This window comes from Metabacillus indicus LMG 22858 (assembly GCF_000708755.2).
GTDB lineage: Bacteria > Bacillota > Bacilli > Bacillales > Bacillaceae > Bacillus_P > Bacillus_P indicus.
On sequence record NZ_JGVU02000005.1, the window covers coordinates 197,837 to 216,299 of the forward strand.

18 protein-coding genes are annotated in these 18,463 nt (G+C 45.1%); 13 read left to right on the plus strand and 5 right to left on the minus strand.

The features are described from left to right. Positions 1 to 161 precede the first annotated feature (161 nt). Together AZ46_RS13845 and AZ46_RS13850 are read left to right on the plus strand one after the other, a co-directional pair. On the plus strand, positions 162 to 1,343 hold the full coding sequence (locus tag AZ46_RS13845) for a ParM/StbA family protein (RefSeq protein WP_029283142.1): 1,182 nt from the start codon (positions 162 to 164) through the stop codon (positions 1,341 to 1,343). Positions 1,344 to 1,356: 13 nt separating this feature from the next. Beyond that, a complete protein-coding gene (locus tag AZ46_RS13850; RefSeq protein ID WP_029283144.1) occupies positions 1,357 to 1,917 on the plus strand; it encodes a hypothetical protein in 561 nt (186 codons plus the stop codon). Between the two features lie 125 nt (positions 1,918 to 2,042). Here the strand turns inward: AZ46_RS13850 and AZ46_RS13855 are convergent, their stop codons facing one another. After that, the gene (locus tag AZ46_RS13855; protein ID WP_029283146.1) at positions 2,043 to 2,240 is read right to left on the minus strand and encodes a YwbE family protein; all 198 of its coding nucleotides are present in this window, start codon (positions 2,238 to 2,240) and stop codon (positions 2,043 to 2,045) included. Then, entirely contained in the window at positions 2,240 to 2,410 is a 171-nt protein-coding gene (locus AZ46_RS22210) for a hypothetical protein (RefSeq protein ID WP_168713773.1), read from the minus strand. Before AZ46_RS22210 ends, AZ46_RS13855 begins: the two co-directional genes overlap by 1 nt. Positions 2,411 to 2,561: 151 nt before the next feature. Between AZ46_RS22210 and AZ46_RS13860 the strand changes: the two genes are divergently transcribed. The 5 genes from AZ46_RS13860 to AZ46_RS13880 all read left to right on the plus strand — a co-directional run bounded on the left by AZ46_RS13860 (position 2,562) and on the right by AZ46_RS13880 (position 7,681). Then, the gene (locus AZ46_RS13860) at positions 2,562 to 3,872 is read left to right on the plus strand and encodes a cytochrome P450 (RefSeq protein ID WP_029283149.1); all 1,311 of its coding nucleotides are present in this window, start codon (positions 2,562 to 2,564) and stop codon (positions 3,870 to 3,872) included. A gap of 97 nt (positions 3,873 to 3,969) precedes the next feature. Then, positions 3,970 to 5,181, plus strand: a complete 1,212-nt coding sequence (locus tag AZ46_RS13865; RefSeq protein ID WP_081870196.1) for a DEAD/DEAH box helicase — start codon at positions 3,970 to 3,972, stop codon at positions 5,179 to 5,181. Positions 5,182 to 5,183: 2 nt separating this feature from the next. Beyond that, positions 5,184 to 6,089, plus strand: coding sequence for a phosphotransferase (locus tag AZ46_RS21585; protein ID WP_029283153.1), 906 nt, complete (start codon positions 5,184 to 5,186; stop codon positions 6,087 to 6,089). A 181-nt stretch (positions 6,090 to 6,270) separates the two neighbouring features. Then, positions 6,271 to 6,879 (plus strand): DUF4004 family protein, encoded by a 609-nt coding sequence (locus AZ46_RS13875; RefSeq protein ID WP_029283154.1) that lies wholly within the window; start codon positions 6,271 to 6,273, stop codon positions 6,877 to 6,879. A gap of 19 nt (positions 6,880 to 6,898) precedes the next feature. After that, entirely contained in the window at positions 6,899 to 7,681 is a 783-nt protein-coding gene (locus tag AZ46_RS13880) for a polymer-forming cytoskeletal protein (RefSeq protein WP_029283156.1), read from the plus strand. Between the two features lie 231 nt (positions 7,682 to 7,912). Here the strand turns inward: AZ46_RS13880 and AZ46_RS13885 are convergent, their stop codons facing one another. After that, positions 7,913 to 9,469 carry an ABC-F family ATP-binding cassette domain-containing protein gene (locus AZ46_RS13885; RefSeq protein WP_029283159.1) on the minus strand — a complete coding sequence of 519 codons (1,557 nt, stop codon included), beginning with the start codon at positions 9,467 to 9,469 and terminating at the stop codon, positions 7,913 to 7,915. A gap of 140 nt (positions 9,470 to 9,609) precedes the next feature. Then, positions 9,610 to 9,969: a DUF1801 domain-containing protein gene (locus tag AZ46_RS13890; RefSeq protein WP_029283161.1), complete on the minus strand. Its 360-nt coding sequence runs from the start codon at positions 9,967 to 9,969 to the stop codon at positions 9,610 to 9,612. A 101-nt stretch (positions 9,970 to 10,070) separates the two neighbouring features. Here AZ46_RS13890 and AZ46_RS13895 point away from each other — a divergent pair, with 101 nt between their 5' ends. The 6 genes from AZ46_RS13895 (at position 10,071) to qoxD (ending at position 17,953) form a co-directional block, all read left to right on the plus strand. Next, positions 10,071 to 10,985: an aminoglycoside phosphotransferase family protein gene (locus tag AZ46_RS13895; protein ID WP_051827355.1), complete on the plus strand. Its 915-nt coding sequence runs from the start codon at positions 10,071 to 10,073 to the stop codon at positions 10,983 to 10,985. A gap of 37 nt (positions 10,986 to 11,022) precedes the next feature. Then, positions 11,023 to 13,200, plus strand: a complete 2,178-nt coding sequence (locus tag AZ46_RS13900) for a DNA topoisomerase III (protein ID WP_029283165.1) — start codon at positions 11,023 to 11,025, stop codon at positions 13,198 to 13,200. Positions 13,201 to 13,976: 776 nt separating this feature from the next. Then, positions 13,977 to 15,029, plus strand: coding sequence for a cytochrome aa3 quinol oxidase subunit II (qoxA, locus tag AZ46_RS13905; protein WP_081414221.1), 1,053 nt, complete (start codon positions 13,977 to 13,979; stop codon positions 15,027 to 15,029). Positions 15,030 to 15,049: 20 nt separating this feature from the next. Next, entirely contained in the window at positions 15,050 to 16,996 is a 1,947-nt protein-coding gene (qoxB, locus tag AZ46_RS13910) for a cytochrome aa3 quinol oxidase subunit I (protein WP_029283169.1), read from the plus strand. 14 nt (positions 16,997 to 17,010) lie between these two features. Then, a complete protein-coding gene (gene qoxC / locus AZ46_RS13915; RefSeq protein WP_029283171.1) occupies positions 17,011 to 17,652 on the plus strand; it encodes a cytochrome aa3 quinol oxidase subunit III in 642 nt (213 codons plus the stop codon). After that, a complete protein-coding gene (qoxD, locus tag AZ46_RS13920; RefSeq protein ID WP_029283173.1) occupies positions 17,642 to 17,953 on the plus strand; it encodes a cytochrome aa3 quinol oxidase subunit IV in 312 nt (103 codons plus the stop codon). Before qoxC ends, qoxD begins: the two co-directional genes overlap by 11 nt. A gap of 39 nt (positions 17,954 to 17,992) precedes the next feature. Here the strand turns inward: qoxD and AZ46_RS13925 are convergent, their stop codons facing one another. Next, complete coding sequence (locus tag AZ46_RS13925; RefSeq protein ID WP_029283175.1) at positions 17,993 to 18,277, minus strand: spore morphogenesis/germination protein YwcE; 285 nt, start codon at positions 18,275 to 18,277, stop codon at positions 17,993 to 17,995. Positions 18,278 to 18,463 lie beyond the last annotated feature (186 nt).

Here is an 18,463-nt window from a genome sequence, read left to right on the forward strand (position 1 = left end):
GTGGTGGTTGTATACGAATTTGTATACGTTTGTAGACAGATTTGTTTACATGTATACATTTTTGTAATCGCCCTTCTTCTATTGACGAATCTAGTAAACTTTAATACTCTTTAAGTGATTGGATTTTTATACTAATTCATGAAAGGAAAGGAATGACTGATATGACGAAATCTAGAATTGCAGCAATTGATGTCGGCAATGATGCCGTAAAAGCAATCTTTGGAAAATACGAATCTCAACTATACATACCAAACGTGATCGCAAGGGATATTGAAGACCGCCCTGTTATTGGAATTGAAGAACTGGACAGCAAAGACCCGCTGGACGGCATTCATATTAGAGTGCACTCCCCTGCCCTGAAAGATAACAATGCGATTTACCGCGTGGGTTCTCTTGCGACAAAAAGCGACAATGCTTCTGAGCTTGATCCAGGAAGCAGCAAATCAGAAGAAGACCAGACTCTTGTTATGCTCTTTGCTTCTATTGCTCTTGATGCCGTGAAACCTGAAAATGAAAAAGTGTTCCGCAGAAACAATAAAGTGATTGATGCCAACTACACGCTGGGAACCGGCCTTCCGCTTAGAGAAGCAAAAGAAGGAAAAGATGTGGGCTACCGTTCAAAGCTTCTTGGAAATGTGCATCAGGTTGAATTTTTAATCACACCTAAATATCAGGGCTTAAAAGTCAACATCAAGTTTGATGAAGTGAAAGTTTATCCTGAAGGATTTGCTGCCTACATTAACCTGGTGATGGATAAAGATCTAAACATCATTAATAAAGACCTGATCGACAAGCGCATCATCATTCAGGATATCGGCGGATTATCAACAGATATCGCTGTTATTAAAAACCGCAACGTGGATGACGACAAAGCACAGGGCTTTAATCTTGGTGTTGTTGAATCTCTTGAAGCGATCCGTGAGGAAATCCGCACTAAGCACGGTGTAGAGCTAGACAGCCGCCGTGATGTAGTCGAGATTATTACGAAAAAACAGGACCGCAACCACATTTATGTAAGAGGAAGCCGCACAAGCGTCCATGACATCACAGACCGCATCCTTCTTGACCTTGCCAAAAAGCAGTACCGTCACTTGCGCAATGTATGGCAAAAGAACTCTCAGACTGAGATCTGCTACTTTGTCGGCGGAGGAGCTGTTGTGCTGAAAGATTACCTTAAAACGCTGAACAACAATCTTGACGGCTACAATATCGACTTCTTTGAAGATGAAAATGAAAGCATCTGGATGATGGCAAATGCTTATTACAAGCTGATTTTTGATTTTTACCGCAAGGAAAACAAAGATAAAAGCAGTGAAGATAAAAAAGCAGCTACTGCCAAATAAATAGGGTGGTCATATGAATAAGGGCGGTTCATCAGGTATTCAGAGGGGACAGGCAATCACATTCCGTATCCCCTCAGATACCCCTGAGCATATTATCAAACAGCTGCAGAAGCTGAAAGAGACAGAAAAAAGGAATTTCTCAAGCAAGATTGCGGAATTCGTCACACAGGGCGTCAGTGATTCTTTTGTCAAAGACAAAGAAAGCATCACCATCCCCATTCCGCAAAAGCTCAGCAAAGCTCAAAGAGACTGGATAAAGCATGAACATTCTGAAGCGCTGCTTGGAAGCATTGTTTATCAGATCCTTGCAGATCCGGTAAGAGCCGCTTCCCTGCTTGCCTCCTTTACGAGCAAATCGCTGGATATTGACGAGGCGCTCTATTTGCAGGAAGTACCGAGTGCTCGTCTGGACTCAGATCCAGAACATGAAGAAGACTTTGATGCAAATCAGGGCCTCGATGATTTTGACTGGGAAAAAGCCCTTCAGGAAACAGCAGCCTCCTCTGAGAAAGAAGAGAAAGAGGAAACGGCAGACGATCTGATTGGCGGGTTTTTGGAAAAAATGAACAAATAAAAAAGCTAACCTTCAGAGGTTAGCTTTTTTAGCATGAGAAAGAGCATTTATTTCATTGAGGAGTGCTGTTTATGAGTGAGGGATGATGAAAGTTCAATGAAAACATGCCGCTGCAGCAATGGAAATTATTGAGCATCAATTGACTTGACTCTTCCAACTTGTCCATCCTGAAGTCTTACCTTAATGCCGTGAGGGTGAAAGGGGGAATTTGTCAAAATGTCTTTTACGATACCAGGCGTAAGCTTGCCGCTTCGCTGGTCCTGCTTTAAGACAATTTGAACGGACATGCCGGGCTTAACGTGTTCCCTGTTCTGGCCGTTCATCAGACGCCCATTCTTCTGCGCTGATTATTTGTTTTCTTTGACACCTGGCTTTTCATGCTCTTGGTCTGGTTTGAACCTTTAGCGCCAGCCTGGCCGTTTGCCTGTGCCTGCTTCTTGCTTTCAAGCTTTTGTTTGATCGCCTCTTGAAGGGTCATTTTTTTCTCGGACATGGGACATCCTCCTTTTTAATCATTCATTCATATTATACTACCTTTTCACAGAGAACAATAGAACTCTCTCTTGGGGACGCTTCTTTCTCTCGTGCATGCAGCGTTCTGCTGTATACTGGTCATATAATCAATCAATTAGGAGGATTTTCCGATGATTGCTAAAATACCTGGAACCCAGCTGCAGAACTACCTCAAATTTCGCAAAGATCCCCTTGAATTTTTATACAGGACACATACTCTCGGAGAAATTGTCGCCATTAACCCCAAGTCAAAAAATACATCCTATATCATTCATTCAAGAGAAGCTGTCAAACAGATCCTGACGTTAAAAGAGGAGGCTTTTGTAAAAGGCTCTTCTTCAAAAACGCTGGGAAAAACGCTTGGAAACGGTGTTTTGACGAGTGAAGGAGAAGTGCACAAGCGTCAGCGAAAGCTCATGCAGCCGTCTTTTCATAAACGGAAAGTCGCTGAATATGCAGATACAGCCGTTTCCATGACGGAAGAACTGCTTTCTTCTTACAGGGATGGTGAAACAAGATCCATTCATGAGGACATGATGAATCTGACTCTTCGGATTATCGTTCAGACCATGTTTGGAGAAAGGCTCAGTAACGAGACAAATCCTGTGGCATCAGCGGTAAGCGATATCATTGAGAAAACGGCCCAATCTCTTCTTACACCTTTTTCCCCGCCCGATTTTCTTCCCACTGCGCAAAACCGAAAATATAAACGCGGTGTAAAAACCCTTGATGAACTCGCGGACCTGCTTATTGAAAAGGGCGCGAAAAATCAGGGCAGCGGCCATTTGCTGAGCCTCCTCTTTCAGGCAGCGGATGAAAAGGGAGAGCCGCTGACAAGAACAGAGCTGAGAGACCAAATTGTCACGATCTTAATAGCCGGCCATGAAACGACCGCAAACGTGCTGACGTGGATTTTTGCTGTCCTGGCCAAGCATCCGCAAGTGGAAGAAAAGATGCTGGCAGAAATAAAGGATGCGGGACAGCTGACTTTTGAATCAATGAAGGCCCTTCCCTACACGCAGCAGGTCGTGCAGGAAACGCTCAGGCTCTATCCTGCGGCTTGGATTATCCTGCGTGAAGCAAAAACGGATGTTGAAATTGCAGGAAACCATTTTCAAAAAGGATCAATCTTTCTCATCAGTCCGTATGTAATGCACCGGAATCCGGCGTTATTCAGGGACCCTGAAACATTTAATCCAGGCAGATTTTCAAAAGACAGCGGAGAAGAAATTCCCCTGTACGGCTTTTTTCCATTTGGAGGAGGATCAAGGGGGTGCATCGGCAGCCAGTTCGCCATGATGGAGGCTGTCTTAATCTCTGCCACTGTTTTAAGGAAATACAAGCTTAAGCTCACTTCTCCGGACGAAGAGCTTCAGCCTGAACCGCTTGTTTCATTGCGTGTAAAGAACGGGCTGAAAATGAAAGCTGTGAAAAGATCCTGATATTTTCTGGGAAATAGCTGCTGTTTTATTTACCAGTCCGGAAGTGTACAATAAGAATCTAAGAAAAGACGGAGAATAGAGAGGAAACTAAATTAGAATGACGTTTTCAGAATTAGGAATCTCAGAAAAAACAGCTGCCGCCCTTAAACGCCAGGGAATTTCAGCACCTACACCTATACAGGAGAAGACAATTCCTGCTGCACTCGAAGGATTGGATCTTATTGCAAAAGCACAAACAGGAACGGGAAAAACCCTTGCATTCGTCCTTCCAATTCTTGAAAAAATAGAGGTGGAGCGGAATGAACTGCAGGCACTCATTCTTGCCCCGACAAGAGAGCTTGCCATTCAAATAACGGCGGAAATTAAGAAGCTGACAGACAGACTTGGAGGATTCGGAATCCTCGCCGTTTACGGAGGACAGGATGTTGAGAGGCAGATAAAAAAGCTTGGCCGCGGCATTCATATTGCAGTTGCAACGCCTGGCAGAATTCTCGACCACATCCGCAGAGAGACCATCGATCTGTCCGGCGTTTCCATGCTTGTCATTGATGAAGCGGATCAAATGCTGCTCGCAGGCTTCCATAAAGATATCGAAGACATCGTATCCCAAACCTTCCAGTCCCGCCAGACGATGCTTTTCTCAGCCACGATCACGCCAAAAGTGAAAGAACTTTCCAGACAATACATGTCGAACCCGAAAGAAATCACGGTGCAGGAAAAGAAGGTTACGGTCGAAAAAATCAATCAGCTTGTGATTGAAACGAATGACAGAGCCAAACAGGCAGCCCTGTTCCGCTTTCTTGACGAGCAGCAGCCCTTCCTTGCCATTATTTTCTGCCGGACAAAGATAAGGGCCGACAGACTGATTGATGCGATGAAAGCCCGGAAATATGAAGCAGAAGAGCTTCACGGAGATCTTTCTCAGGCGAAAAGAGAAAAAGTCATGAAGCTTTTCAGAGAAGCTAAAATTCAATATCTGGTCGCAACAGATGTTGCCGCACGCGGAATTGACGTAGAAGGAATCACTCACGTCTACAACTATGATATGCCCCAGGATGCAGAAACCTATATCCACCGCATCGGCAGAACAGGACGTGCCGGAGAAGACGGCATGGCGATTACATTCGCCGCTCCAAAAGATATGGACGACCTGAATACGGTTGAAAAGGGCATTGGCATGAAGCTGCCAAGGCAAGTGATTGACATTCCTTCCTCTGAATACACCTCACAGCCGAAAAACAAAGATCAGGTGTATCGTCCTGAAAAAGAAAAAAGAGAACAGCCGCGCCGTTTTAAAACGAGGAGATAACGATGGCCAATCCATGGTCACCGGACCAGACTGTTACAGCCGATCAGGCAGAAAAGCTCATATCAAAGGATTTTCCCGAGCTGCATCCGGTTCATGCCGAGCTGCTGGGGTATGGATTTGACAATACGGTGTTCAAAGTGAACGGCCAGTACGTTTTCCGGTTTCCGCGGAGAGAAACAGCGGTTGACCTGCTGAAGACAGAGGAGGGCGTGCTCCCTCTTCTTCCCGATCTTGGAATGGCTGTTCCAGTTCCCTTATTCAGCGGAAGCCCCGGATGCGGCTATAAATGGCCATACCTTGGCTACAGGCATGTGCCTGGAAAAACACCGGTTAAATGGAATGGGGAACAGCAAAACCAGAATGCGCAAAAGCTCGCGTATTTCTTAAAAGCATTGCACGGCATCCCTGTTGAGACAGCCGAAAAATCCGGTGCTGAGCCGGACACATTTGGAAGACTTGATATGAACAAGCGCATCTCAATGTTGAGGGAGACGGCAGCTAAGCTGAGTGATCTCCTTCCGGAAAGTCCAATTGTAAAGCAGCTGAAAACATATGTGGAAAAACGGAAGCCATTGAAACAGGACAGCTCCAATTGCCTGGTGCACGGGGACCTGCACATACGCAATGTTCTCGTAGACGAAGAAGGTTCCCTTACAGGAGTGATTGATTGGGGAGATCTTCATATCGGGCATCCGGCAGTTGATCTCTCGGCGGTTTACGGATTTTTCACTCCCTATGCAAGAAAGGTGTTTTTTGAGATATACGGTAACGTGAGCTCCGCAACTGCAGAACTTGCGAGGTTTAAAGGAATCTATACACTATCCCTGCTTTTGCTCTACGGAATCGACCAAAAAGACAATGATTTGATAAGTTTGTCTGAGCAGGCTCTTAGGACAGCTATGATTTAACGGAATCCAGATACGGATTCCGTTATTTTTTTTTGAAATGGCCGGTTACGATTTGGAACAACATTGGCCACAAGAAAACAAAATCCTTACAAAAAAAACCAAAAATATATTTACAGCGTAACAATGTTATGTTACATTCAAACTAGACAACGTAACAATGTTTTACGAAAGGAGGATTGACTTGGAACAAGAGGTTATTTCAAAAAAAGAACTGCTTGATGAAACCGGAATTTCTTATGGCCAGCTTTACAGATGGAAGAGGAAAAACATCATTCCTGAAGAATGGTTTATAAAGAAATCAAGCTACACCGGCCAGGAGACATTTTTCCCGAAAGAGAAGATTCTTGAACGTGTGGAAGCGATAAAAGGAATGAAAGATGAATATTCCCTTGACGAATTGTCGGCGTTTTTTTCACCGAAGCCTGCGGAAGTGACGATGAAGGAAGATCTGCTCGTGAAGTTTCTGAAGCCCCAGACATTGAACGCATTTGGTGATCTTTTCAGGGGTGAAAGCTATGATTTCCACTCCATTCTTTTTCTTTCGCTCGCAGAAGACCTCCGGGTAAAGCTCAATGATGATCAGTGCAGAGAAATGCTTGGATTTTTGGCGGGCAGGTACAGGGAAGCTGAGCATAAAACAAGTGAACTGGTTGGATTTCAAAAGAACGGGGTCACCATATGGGTGATCATCAGCCCGCCTTCTGAGGTCATTGCGGAAGCGGAAATACTTGTGAGGATCAATTTGGAAGACAAGGTTAATCAGTTGAAAAAACGGCTTTCGACCATTTAATAATAAGGGGATGGGAAAAATGGAACAGGCAACGAAACGGCATGATTTAAAAATAAATGGATCCGGTTCTGCAGGCGGCGGACAGTATGAGGATGTATCCATCAGCGGAAGCGGAAAGATCCATGGGGACGTTGAATGTGAAAGCCTGAAAATTGACGGTTCCGGTAAAGTGGAAGGATCTGTTCTTGCAGAGCAGATTAAAATCTCCGGATCTTCAACGTTAAAGGGGAAGATCGAAACAAAACTGCTCAAAGTCAACGGCAGCACAAAGTTTGAAGAAACGGTTTCTGCAGAAGAATTTACGGTGAACGGATCTGCAAAAATGCTGAAAGAATTGACGGCCGGGGAATTTAAAGTGAACGGGTCTGCAAAAGTGATGGGAAAGATTCAAGCAGAGCGTGTGGAAGTAACGGGACTGCTGAGTGCATCAAAAGACTGTGAAGCAGAGAGCTTCCGTTCAAGCGGAGTGATTCATATCGGCGGACTGCTCAGTGCGGATCAGATCGAGATTTGCATGGATCACTATTCAAAAGTGAAAGAAATTGGCGGTGAAACGATCACTGTGAGTGTCGAAAAATCATTTAGCCTGTTCCGCCGCCTGTTTCGTTTTCTGAATTCAGACCCTTATCTTCAAACAGAGGTTATTGAAGGAGATACAATCCGCCTTCAGAATACAAAAGCCAAGCTTGTCAGGGGAAAGGATATTTCAATTGGTGAAAACTGTGAAATCGGAACGGTTGAGTATACAGGAAGCCTTGATGTCCACCCGAAGGCAGCTGTGCAGGAGTCTGTGAAGGTGTAACGTTGAAAGTCATTAATAACAAAAAATCCGGCACACCGATGTGCCGGATTTTTTGCTGCTAAGTAAATGATAAAAGTAATAGGCTTGAATAATATAACAAATTTATCCTCGTCCAGCTCCAGCGCCTAGATCCTCTGTCAGAACAAATCCGGCAAAAAAGTCAAAACCGGACTTTTCTGCCGGATTCTTATCTGCCTATCGGAGCGGGTCTTGGCGCTTCCGCTTTTGTTCTTATGACTGAGACTGCTCCGCCCATTCTTCTACATTCCAGACCTTTGTGACCCAGTCTTCATAAAAGTCAGGTTCATGGCAGACAAGGACAACGGTCCCTTTGTATGCTTTAATGGCTCGTTTCAGCTCTTCTTTCGCTGTTACGTCCAAGTGGTTCGTAGGCTCGTCAAACAGCAGCCAGTTTGATTCGTTCTGAAGCAGTTTGCACAGGCGCACCTTTGCTTGTTCGCCTCCGCTCAGCTGATTAAGCGGACGGGAAATGTGTTCATTTTTCAGGCCGACACGTGCGAGCATCGCCCGAACCTGATGCTGGTCAAGGCCAGGGAAAGCACTCCACACGTCGTCAATCGGCGTAATGTTTTCCGCTTTTACTTCCTGCTCAAAGTAAGAAGGATAAAGGAAGTCTCCAAGCTGGATCGACCCGCCAAGAGGCTTGATTTTTCCTAAAATTGTTTTAAGCAGGGTGGATTTTCCGACCCCGTTGCAGCCGACGATTGCGATTTTTTCCCCGCGTTCGATCGTCATCGTAAGTTTTGGAAGCAGTGGCTGCGTATAGCCGATTTCGACGTCTTTTCCTTCAAAGACATAACGGCTGCTTCCGCGGGATTCTTTAAATTCAAATGTCGGTTTCATCGCTGTCTCAGGGCGGTCAATCCGCTCCATGCGGTCAAGCTGCTTTTGGCGGCTTTTTGCACGTCCGGTTGTGGAATAGCGTGCCTTGTTTTTAGCGATGAAATCCTCCTGTTTTTTAATGAAATCCTTCTGTTTCTCATACGCGTTAATGTGCTGGTTCTTGTTGATTTCCGCAAGCTCCAGGAATTTTTCATAAGTTGCTGTGTAGCGCGTCAGCTTTGAGAACTCAAGATGGAAAATGACATCAACAATCCCGTTCATGAATTCCGTATCATGCGAAATCAAAAGGAATGCATGAGGATATTCTCTCAAGTAATTGCTGAGCCAGTTAATATGCTCAACATCAAGGTAGTTCGTCGGCTCATCCAGAAGAAGCACTTCAGGCTGTTCAAGCAGCAGCTTTGCAAGGAGAACCTTCGTCCGCTGCCCGCCGCTCAGGGCTGATACGTCGCGGTCGAGTCCGATGGCATCGAGGCCGAGCCCGCGTGCCGCTTCCTCAACCTTCATATCAAGCGAGTAAAAGCCTCCTGCGTCCAGGTGATCCTGAATTTCCCCCATCTTTTCAAGAAGATCTTCAAGCTCTTCAGGAGAGGCATCTCCCATCTTCGCGATGACTTCGTTTAACTCTTCTTCCTTTTTATACAGGGGCAGGAATGCGTCCCGTAAAACGTCTCTGATCGTCTTCCCTTTTGAAAGGACAGTATGCTGATCAAGGTATCCGTAGTGAACACCGGGTGTCCACTCGACTTTTCCTGTGTCATGGATCAATTCTTTTGTCAGGATGTTCATCAGCGTCGATTTCCCCACGCCGTTCGCTCCGACAAGGCCTACATGCTCACCCGGCAGAAGCCTGAAGGATACATCTTTAAATAAAGTACGGTCGCCAAACGTATGGCCTAATTTATCAATTGTAAGTAAACTCATGTTCTTTTTAACCCTCCGCTGCTTTCTAAACGTTTCATTCTACCATCATACTAAATCCGGGTTGTTTAAGCTATACCGCAGAAGCGGAACATTATGGCACTATGTTGTCTGAAAACGGGAAAAAAACTGCGGTGCCGCAGCTAGGAAAGGTGTTTGCTTCTTACGTCCGCGAGCATGCGGTCAATGCAGTCGAGGATAATGCTTTTAGGCGTATCAGAGTTTTCTTTCAGGATGATGCAGGTTTTTCCTGTAATTCTCGTTGCAAGGTCTTCATGGTATGGGGCAACGATTCCGGGATCCATTAAATAAAACATCAGACCTTTTTCCCGGCTTGCAAAGCCTGCAGCAGGTTCGCCCGAAAGCGAATAGACCGGAAATCCGTATTGAAAGCCCTCCTCCGCAAACGGAAGGGCAGCAAGTATCTTCTTGCGCAGCAGAACCATATCTGCCAGGTGGTTAATATTTGCTTTTGAAAAGTAATTCTGTACTTCAGCGTGCATGACTGAACCTCACTTTCAGTGTTCGTGCTAAACAGCCTCCTGTCTCTGAATATGGTAACATATGAGAGAAATCTTGTTTTTTTCAGGACAGGGGGATGGGTATGGAACGAGATTTAGAAAGCTATTTTGACAGCTTCAAAACCATAAATCAAATAGAAAAAGGGTTCTCATATGATAATAAGTATCTTGCAGTGGACGAAGACGGGAAGAAATATGTCATTCGCACGGCAGATTTGAATCAGCAGGCTTCTAAGCTTAAAGAATATGAAATGCTAAAAGAAGCTGAAAAACGCGGTGTTCAGTCATCAGGCCCTGTTGATTTCGGGATCATTGAATCTTTGAATATCTGCTATATGATCGTCCGTTATATTGAGGGTGAAGAAGCTTTGGACGTACTTCCCGGGCTTACTGTCAGCGAGCAGTACGAGATTGGCTTTAAGGCCGGCCTTGAGCTGCATGCTCTGCATGCAATCCCGGCGCCGCCGTCGCCTCACACATGGTATGAGGCCGCTTCTGCCAAGCATCAGCGATATGCGGACGCATATGTTGGGCTCGACATCCAGCTTGAGTATGGTGACCGTGCCGGTCAATTTATTGATCAACATCTTCACTTGCTCAAAGGCCGTCCGCGCACTTTTCAGCACGATGATTTTCATCCCGCAAATCTGATTGTGAAAGACAGGAAATATGCGGGCTGCATTGACTTTAACCGCCATGATTTTGGTGATCCATATCATGATTTCTATAAAGTGGCCCTGTTCAGCAGGGAAGTAAGTGTTCCCTTTTCGGCAGGACAGATTGACGGTTACTTTAAAGACGGCATTCCGCATGATTTTTGGGCGCTGTACAGTGTCTATGCAGCAATGAGCATCTTTTCAGCCGTTGTCTGGACGAAAAGAGAAACGCCGCATCTGATGGATGAGATGCTCTCAAGGCTCAACATGATTGCAGCAGACCATTCAGATTTTGACCAGTGCGAGCCAGAGTGGTACAAAACCTTCAGTGTGAAGATGTGATACGATATACTATCGAATGAAAGTGAGGAATGTGACTATGGGAAAAATTGCAGTACTTGCAGAAAAGCCTTCTGTCGGAAGGGACCTTGCAAGAGTGTTACAGTGCGGAAAAAAAGGCAACGGGTATTTTGAAGGCAGCAAATACATTGTGACATGGGCTCTAGGCCATCTTGTTACACACGCAGATCCTGAAGCGTACAGTGATTCCTACAAAACGTGGAAGATGGAAGATTTGCCGATGCTTCCAAACGAGCTGAAACTCGTTGTGATAAAAAAGACAAGCAAGCAATTTCATGCGGTAAAAGCCGTATTAAATCGCAAGGACGTAACAGAAATCGTCATCGCGACTGACGCCGGACGGGAAGGCGAGCTTGTCGCACGCTGGATTATTGAAAAAGCACATGTCCATAAACCGATTAAAAGGCTGTGGATATCATCTGTGACGGATAAAGCCATTAATGAAGGGTTCAAAAAGCTGAAAAATGGAAAAGACTATGAGCCTCTTTTCCATTCAGCTGAAGCAAGAGCGGAGGCGGACTGGATCGTCGGGATGAATGCGACCCGTGCGCTCACTACAAAGCACAATGCCCAGCTCTCATCAGGTCGGGTTCAGACACCGACGCTTGCCATTATTGCAGCGCGCGAAGAAGAAATTAGGCAGTTTCAGCCGAAAACATACTATGGCCTGAAAGCCCAGACAAAAGAGGGGCTGCATCTCGTCTGGCAGGATGCAAAAACGAAGGATATCAAATCCTTTCAACAGGAGAAAGTGGCCGCTTTATCAAAGGGGCTTTCAGGGAAAGATGCTGTCATAGTGTCTGCGGACAAAGCGCGCAAAAAGACGTTTTCTCCCGCCCTGTATGATCTGACAGAGCTTCAGAGGGACGCGAATAAGCGGTTCGGCTACTCGGCTAAAGAAACGCTGTCCATCATGCAAAAGCTCTATGAACAGCATAAAGTGCTGACCTATCCAAGAACAGATTCGCGCTTTTTAAGTTCAGACCTTGTCGATACACTTGCAGAACGGGTAAAAGCCTGCGGAGTAAAACCATATGCTAAAGCAGCGATGAAGATTCTCCAAAAGCCAATCAAGGCGAATTCGTCATTTGTGGATGACAGCAAGGTTTCTGATCACCACGCCATTATTCCAACGGAAGAAACGGTTATTTCATCTGCCTTCAGCGACAAAGAGAGAAAAATTTACGATTTAGTCGTCAAGCGGTTCCTTGCCGTTCTCTCCCCGGCTTTTGAATATGAGCAAACATCGCTCACGTGCAGGATTGGAGATGAGACCTTCCTTGCGAAAGGAAAAGCGGTCCTCTCTCAAGGGTGGAAAGAAGTGTATGAGTATGAAGAGGAAGACGAGAAGGACGGCCTTTCAGAGCAGCAGCTTCCGGTTCTGAACAAAGGTGACGTGCTGAGCGTTCAGTCACTTGTTCAGACGAAAGGAGAAACAAAGCCTCCTTCCCGCTTCAATGAAGCTTCCCTGCTTTCAGCGATGGAAAATCCGGCAAAATATATGTCCGGGAATGCAGATCTAAAGAAAGTCATCGGCGAAACCGGCGGTCTTGGGACCGTGGCAACCCGGGCTGACATTATTGAAAAGCTGTTCAACAGCTTCTTAGTTGAGAAAAAAGGAAAAGAACTTTTCGTCACTTCCAAGGGAAAACAGCTTCTCGAGCTTGTGCCGGAAGACTTGAAATCGCCTGCCCTCACAGCGGAGTGGGAACAAAAGCTTACACAAATCGCCAAAGGCAAGCTTGCAAAGCAGGCCTTCGTCCAGGAGATGAGGGGCTATGCAAAAGCGGTTGTCCAGGAAGTGAAAAACAGCAGCAAAACCTTTAAGCACGATAACCTCGTCGGCAAAAAATGCCCTGAGTGCGGCAAGCTTCTTCTTGAAGTGAACGGCAAAAAAGGGAAAATGCACGTGTGTCAGGACAGGGAGTGCGGCTACAGAAAAGGTATCGCGCGCACAACCAATGCCAGATGCCCAGTATGCCATAAAAAGCTCGAGCTTCGCGGCGAGGGAGACGGGCAGTTCTTCCTGTGCAAATGCGGCCACCGCGAAAAGCTCTCCTCCTTTACGGAACGCAAAAAGAAAACCCAGAACACAAAAGTGTCCAAAAAAGAAGTCGCAAACTACATGAAAAAACAGAATGATGAATTATCAAACCCCGCTCTGGCAGATGCCCTGTCCAAGCTGAAGTTTGACTGACATGCAGCAGTCCCGGAAATCCGGGGCTGCTTTTTATGAGCGGGGAAGGGGTGTGAGCGGTGGTTTGCTTACCCTCGGAAACCGAAAAACGATAAGCGAGGGTAAGCAAAAGCGAGAATCGTACCCTGGCAAACCGTAAAACGATCTGGGAGGGTAAGCAAATGCCTGAATCGTACCCTGGCAAACCGTAAAACGATATGGGAGGGTAAACAAATGCTAGAATCATACCCTGCAAAACTGTAAAACGATCTGGGAGGGTAAGCAACCGGTGGAATTGTACCCTGCAAAACTGTAAAACGATATGAGAGGGTAAGTAAATGCCTTACGGGGTATGCTGAATTACCCAACTTTTGGAATCCGCCAATGCTCTTTCAGTTTTAAAAATACCCCTTCCCAAACTAGATAAAAAGTCTGAGAGTTTGAACATATTACAGAGTTTACCCCTTCTGCGGCAAGGGTAAAAAGAGGTTTGATGCTCTCTTTACTTATTTATCCTTAAAAAGAAAAATTTTTAATAAAAACACTTTCAATTCCATTAAAAGAAAGGACTGGAATAAATATGACTAAAGTATGATGAAAATGTGACATTTGTTTGAACGACTGATGAAATGTTCGTGACATTTGATGAAGGGTACTCACATGATGAAGCCTGCTCTGCTAGCATATAGAGGAAAAGAAAACGAAAACATCGTTTTTCTGCCATAATTTAAACGTGCTTTTTTTGCAAAAAGCATGCATAATAGTCATGCCATTAATTAGGAAGGAAGGTGAACCTGGTGTTCAAGCTGTTTAAACCGTTTTATGCGTTAGGTCTATTACTCTCTGTCTTTTTTCTGGGCGGATGCAGCAACTATGTGATCCTGGATCCGAAAGGACCTGTTGCAGCTGCACAAAGTGACCTTATTCTTTTGTCGATAGGTTTTATGCTTTTCATTATAGCTGTTGTGTTTGTTCTGTTTACCCTCATTGTCATTAAATACCGTGAGCGAAAAGACAACCTTGAATATGAGCCGCCTGAAATGGAAGGCAGCAAATTCTTAGAGATTGTCTGGACAGTTATTCCGATTCTGATCGTAATTGCTCTGTCTGTTCCGACCGTTCAAACTATTTATGCACTTGAAGAGCCGCCTGAATCATCTAGAGATAAGGAGCCTCTGGTTATACATGCAACATCGGTTGACTGGAAATGGATTTTCTCTTATGAAGAAGAGGGAATTGAGACTGTTAACTACTTAAACATTCCTGAAGACCGTGCTGTCCTGTTCAAGCTTACTTCTGCTGATACAATGACAGCTTTCTGGATTCCGCAGCTTGGAGGACAGAAATATGCGATGTCCGGCATGCAGACTAAGCTATACCTGCAGGCAGATGAGCCTGGAACGTATGCAGGACGCAACGCGAACTTTACGGGTAAAGGCTTTGAAAGACATACATTCGATGTAGAAGCCATGCCTGAAGAAGAGTTTGAGAAATGGGCTGAAGAAACAAAAGGTTCTGCACCTGAGCTTACGCAGGATCAGTATGATCAGCTTATGATTCCTGGAACAACTGGAGAAATGACATTCTCCAACACTCACCTTGAGTGGGTGGACCATTCAACAGACTCTGAATATGCAGTGAGAGTCCGCGAACAGTCCGGTTATGAGCTTCACAAGCACGATGAAGTTGAGCACTTGGAGAAAATCGATCCAAATAAAGAAATGAACATTGATCATACTCAAAAATCAGAAGGTCACACAGGACATGGTTCAGAACATTCTGAACATGAGGGTGCAGATCATTCTGAGCATCAGTCAGACGAAAAGACTGAAGAAGAACATTCTCACTGAGAAGGGAGGAAACATCAACTATGAAATGGGATGAATTTATTGTAATGGGCGACCCGCTTATACTCGGCGCCCAAATCTCAATACTGCTTACATCCATCGCCATTGTGGCAGGCCTTACCTACTTTAAAAAGTGGAAATGGCTCTGGACAGACTGGATTACGACTGTCGACCATAAGAAGCTTGGAATAATGTATATCATTGCTGCCATTCTGATGCTGTTCCGCGGGGGAGTAGATGCTCTCTTAATGCGCGCCCAGCTGACATTGCCAGATTCAGAGTTTCTGAATTCGCAGCATTACAATGAAATCTTCACGACTCACGGAACGATCATGATTATCTTCATGGCGATGCCGTTTTTGATTGGTCTAATGAACGTTGTTGTTCCTCTGCAAATTGGAGCGCGCGACGTTGCTTATCCGTATCTTAACTCATTAAGTTTCTGGACATTCTTTGTCGGTGCGATGCTGTTTAACATTTCATTTGTTATCGGCGGATCACCTGATGCAGGCTGGACGAGCTACACGCCTCTCGCAGGCAACGAGGCAAGTCCCGGACCTGGACAGAACTACTACCTTCTTGGCCTTCAGGTTGCCGGTATCGGTACACTCCTGACAGGTATTAACTTCATGGTCACGATCTTGAAGATGCGTGCGCCTGGTATGACGCTTATGCGCATGCCGATGTTCACTTGGACATCTTTAATCACTTGTTTGATTATCGTGTTCGCTTTCCCTGTACTGACAGTTGCGCTTGCGCTGATGTCATTTGACAGGCTGTTCGGAACAGCTTTCTTCACCCTTGAAAATGGCGGTATGCCAATGCTTTGGGCGAACTTGTTCTGGATTTGGGGCCATCCTGAGGTTTACATCGTTATCCTGCCTGCGTTCGGGATTTTCTCAGAAATCATCTCAACGTTTGCACGTAAAACATTGTTCGGCTACAAAGCGATGGTTGTCTCCATCGTTGCAATCTCTGGTCTAAGTTTCGTCGTTTGGGTTCACCATTTCTTCACGATGGGTTCAGGAGCACTTGTTAACTCGTTCTTCTCCATCACAACAATGGCGATCGCCATACCGACGGGTGTTAAAATATTCAACTGGCTCTTCACGCTTTACAAAGGAAGAATCAGATTTACTGTACCAATGCTCTGGTCACTTGCGTTTATTCCTAACTTCGTCATCGGCGGGGTAACAGGGGTTATGCTTGCGATGGCAGCAGCAGACTATCAGTACCACAATACGTACTTCCTGATTGCTCACTTCCATTACGTATTGATCGCCGGAACCGTGTTCGCATGTTTCGCAGGTCTGATTTTCTGGTATCCGAAGATGTTCGGACACAAACTAAACGAAAAAATCGGGAAAGTCAGCTTCTGGCTGTTCACAATCGGTTTTAACATCTGTTTCTTCCCAATGTACTTCCTTGGACTCGCCGGCATGCCACGCCGTATTTCAACGTATGGCGCTGCAGACGGATGGACGGGGCTTAACGTGGTAGCATCCATTGGTGCAATTGGAATGGCCCTTGGATTCGTTGTTCTTGTATACAACATCTACTACAGCTTCCGCTACTCTCCACGCGAGCAAACTGGAGATGCTTGGGACGGACGTACGCTTGAATGGTCTACAACTACAATGATTCCGCCTCACTACAACTTTGCGGTTACACCTGAGGTAAAGGGTCTTGATGCATTCTGGCAAATGAAAATGGAAGAAAAAGAAACAGGCAAGAAAAAAGAAGTTGAGTACAAGCCGATTCACATGCCTAACTACTCAGGCAGACCGTTCATCATGTCCATGTTCTTTGGAATCAGCGGTTTCGCTCTTGTCTTTGAATGGTGGATTCCTGCCATTGCCGGTTTAATCGGAATCTTTGCCTGCATGATCCTTCGCTCGTTTGAAGAAGATCATGGCTACTATGTAAGTGTTGAAGAAATTAAAGAAACAGAACAAAAAATATCTGTGTAAAGGAGGCGTGAATGATGGAACATGCACATCATCATGAAGAACATGATCCGAATGTGCCTCTTGAATATCAATCTGAAATAGGAAGGTTGAATATTCTTGGCTTCTGGATCTTCCTTGGTGCTGAAATTGCCCTGTTTGCAACGCTGTTTGCGACTTACTTCGTTCTTGCGCCGATGACAGCAGACGGCCCGCTGCCGACTGATCTGTTTAAGATTGAAGGCGTCTTGATCATGACGTTCCTGTTGCTTACAAGCAGTTTCACATGTGGCCTTGCAATTCACGAGTTGCGCCGCCACAACCAAAAAGGCGTCATCATGTGGACAATCATCACATTGGCCCTTGGACTTGGATTTGTCGGTTACGAAATATATGAGTTTGTAGAGTATGTTCACCATGGTGCTACATTGCAGTCAAGTGCAATGTGGTCAGCATTCTTTGTTCTTGCAGGAACCCATGGACTTCACGTCACCATCGGGATATTCTGGATCAGTTTCATCTTGATGCAAGTAAAGAAAAGAGGATTAACTCCTCAAACGTCAGCCAAGCTGTTCATCTCAAGTCTTTACTGGCATTTCCTTGATGTTGTCTGGATTTTCATCTTTTCGGGAGTATACCTGCTCCTTATGATGGGAGGATTAAGTCCGCATGGCCACTAATCAGCAAAAAACAGCAGGGGATCATAACCACTTTCCGTGGAGTCACGTGATTGGGTTTATCTCCTCGATTGTACTGACAATCGTCGCACTTTGGATTGGATTATATACTGACTTTTCATTATCTATTAAAATAGCTGTTGTTTTCACTCTCGCATTCCTTCAAGCTGGCATTCAGCTCTTCATGTTCATGCACATGACGGAATCAGAAAGCGGAAACGTACAGGTTGTCAATACAGCATTCGCGATCTTTGTTGCCGTTGTAACAGTTCTTGGATCTGTATGGGTAATGAACGATCATTAATAAACAGAAAAAATCCCGGACTTTGGTGTCCGGGATTTTTTATTTGATGATATCCAAATTGCTTTTAGGATCGGCTTTGCGCTTTAAGATCGGCTTAGCGTAAATCAAGTAGGCTGCAACATGGGCGAACACCAGGTTAACCAGGAAGAGGGAACCCCCGATAATGTGAAGCGGCATGGCAAGCTCCATTGTGGCAAACATTCCGAAGTAAACCCACAGCATTAAGATGAACGGTATATGAAGGAGCGCCAGGCTTTTTCGCTGATCCCACAAGAAGAGCGGCGTAGCACTTACAATGAGCAAATAGACGAAGAATACATCCATGTTTAACAACTCCCGTTTTAGATTATTGTCAACGCTTACATATTTGAAAATGTGACAAACAAGAAAATACTTTGTGAACGTTTTGTTACAATTAGTATATCACATCAGGGTTAAAATTCCAGTGTTTCTAACTATTTCTTTTAATTAAATTTTCAAAAATTAAAGATCTTACTCTTATTCTATTTT

Excerpts from the sequence above, each read along its gene's own strand:
- AZ46_RS13845 (WP_029283142.1), top strand. The coding sequence starts at position 162 with ATGACGAAATCTAGAATTGCAGCAATTGATGTCGGCAATGATGCCGTA.
- AZ46_RS13850 (WP_029283144.1), top strand. The coding sequence starts at position 1,357 with ATGAATAAGGGCGGTTCATCAGGTATTCAGAGGGGACAGGCAATCACA.
- AZ46_RS13855 (WP_029283146.1), bottom strand. The coding sequence starts at position 2,240 with ATGAACGGCCAGAACAGGGAACACGTTAAGCCCGGCATGTCCGTTCAA.
- AZ46_RS22210 (WP_168713773.1), bottom strand. The coding sequence starts at position 2,410 with ATGTCCGAGAAAAAAATGACCCTTCAAGAGGCGATCAAACAAAAGCTT.
- AZ46_RS13860 (WP_029283149.1), top strand. The coding sequence starts at position 2,562 with ATGATTGCTAAAATACCTGGAACCCAGCTGCAGAACTACCTCAAATTT.
- AZ46_RS13865 (WP_081870196.1), top strand. The coding sequence starts at position 3,970 with ATGACGTTTTCAGAATTAGGAATCTCAGAAAAAACAGCTGCCGCCCTT.
- AZ46_RS21585 (WP_029283153.1), top strand. The coding sequence starts at position 5,184 with ATGGCCAATCCATGGTCACCGGACCAGACTGTTACAGCCGATCAGGCA.
- AZ46_RS13880 (WP_029283156.1), top strand. The coding sequence starts at position 6,899 with ATGGAACAGGCAACGAAACGGCATGATTTAAAAATAAATGGATCCGGT.
- AZ46_RS13885 (WP_029283159.1), bottom strand. The coding sequence starts at position 9,469 with ATGAGTTTACTTACAATTGATAAATTAGGCCATACGTTTGGCGACCGT.
- AZ46_RS13890 (WP_029283161.1), bottom strand. The coding sequence starts at position 9,969 with ATGCACGCTGAAGTACAGAATTACTTTTCAAAAGCAAATATTAACCAC.
- AZ46_RS13895 (WP_051827355.1), top strand. The coding sequence starts at position 10,071 with ATGGAACGAGATTTAGAAAGCTATTTTGACAGCTTCAAAACCATAAAT.
- AZ46_RS13900 (WP_029283165.1), top strand. The coding sequence starts at position 11,023 with ATGGGAAAAATTGCAGTACTTGCAGAAAAGCCTTCTGTCGGAAGGGAC.
- qoxB (WP_029283169.1), top strand. The coding sequence starts at position 15,050 with ATGAAATGGGATGAATTTATTGTAATGGGCGACCCGCTTATACTCGGC.
- qoxC (WP_029283171.1), top strand. The coding sequence starts at position 17,011 with ATGGAACATGCACATCATCATGAAGAACATGATCCGAATGTGCCTCTT.
- qoxD (WP_029283173.1), top strand. The coding sequence starts at position 17,642 with ATGGCCACTAATCAGCAAAAAACAGCAGGGGATCATAACCACTTTCCG.
- AZ46_RS13925 (WP_029283175.1), bottom strand. The coding sequence starts at position 18,277 with ATGGATGTATTCTTCGTCTATTTGCTCATTGTAAGTGCTACGCCGCTC.